This is a genomic window from Microbacterium sp. ISL-103 (assembly GCF_018613995.1).
Classification (GTDB): domain Bacteria; phylum Actinomycetota; class Actinomycetes; order Actinomycetales; family Microbacteriaceae; genus Microbacterium.
In genome coordinates, this window is the sequence record NZ_JAGGPD010000600.1 from 1 (window position 1) to 1,135 (window position 1,135).

The 1,135-nt window shown below is 71.2% G+C and carries 2 protein-coding genes; one reads left to right on the forward strand and one right to left on the reverse strand.

Features of this window, described 5'->3' with window-relative positions; genetic code table 11:
• The coding region (locus J7E68_RS18405; RefSeq protein ID WP_251049143.1) for an FGGY-family carbohydrate kinase at positions 1-647 on the forward strand (647 nt) is incomplete at its 5' end.
• Here J7E68_RS18405 and J7E68_RS18410 read toward each other — a convergent pair.
• A partial coding sequence (locus tag J7E68_RS18410) for a LysR substrate-binding domain-containing protein (RefSeq protein WP_251049144.1) occupies positions 640-1,135 on the reverse strand: 496 nt, incomplete at its 5' end. The two genes, J7E68_RS18405 and J7E68_RS18410, sit on opposite strands and share 8 nt — an antisense overlap.

Here is a 1,135-nt window from a genome sequence, read left to right on the forward strand (position 1 = left end):
CCGTCGGCTACAAGCTCGGCGATGGCCCGACGCACTACGGGCTCGAGGGCTCGATCGCCGTCACCGGATCGCTGATCCAGTGGCTCCGCGACCAGCTCGGCATCATCGGGTCCGCTCCCGAGGTCGAAGAGCTCGCCAAGCAGGTCGACGACAACGGCGGCGTGTACATCGTCCCCGCGTTCTCCGGCCTGTTCGCTCCGTACTGGCGTCCCGACGCCCGCGGTGCGATCGTCGGCCTCACCCGCTACGCGAACAAGAACCACATCGCTCGCGCGGCACTCGAGGCCGTGGCCTTCCAGACCCGGGACGTGCCCGATGCAGTCAACGCCGACGCCGGCGTCGACCTCACCGAGCTCAAGGCCGACGGCGGCATGGTCGCGAACGACGCGCTCATGCAGTTCCAGGCCGACGTGCTGGGCGTTCCGGTCGTCCGCCCGGTCGTCGCCGAGACGACCGCCCTCGGCGCCGCGTACGCCGCAGGCCTGGCCGTGGGCTTCTGGAACGGTCTGGATGACCTGTCCGCCAACTGGCAGGAGGATCGCCGCTGGGAGCCGTCGATGGAGGACGCCGAGCGCGACCGCCAGCTGCGGCTGTGGCGCAAGGCCGTCAGCAAGTCGATGGACTGGGTCGACGAGGACGTCAAGTGACCTCAGAGTTCTGAGAAGGCGGGCCCGGAGGATTCCTCCGGGCCCGTTTCGTCTGTCCGGTGACTGCGACGGATTCGACGACGCGAAGGAATGCCGTGGAGACGCTGCGCGGCGCGCGGTCGTCCCACGCGACGTACTGGACGCGAACGGGGCCGTCGCCCAGCTCGACCGCGACCGCATCCGTGTGTGATGCCGCGATCGCCCCCGGCGCGAGCAGCGCGACCGCGAGCCCCTCCGAGACGAGTCCGAGGAGCAGCTCCGACGAGTCCGCCTCGAAGGCCACATCGCGCGAGATTCCGGATGCTGCGAACGCCGCGTCTCCCTGCGCACGCCCTGAAGTACCGGCGGGGAAGTCCGCGAAGACCTCATCTGCGAGGTCCGCGAGGCGGACGCGGGCCCGACCCGAGAGGCGATGCGTCGGCGGCACAGGGCGGACCAGGCGCCCGCGCCCGATCTCCCGGGCCGCGGCGCCGTTCGGCTCGGCCCCC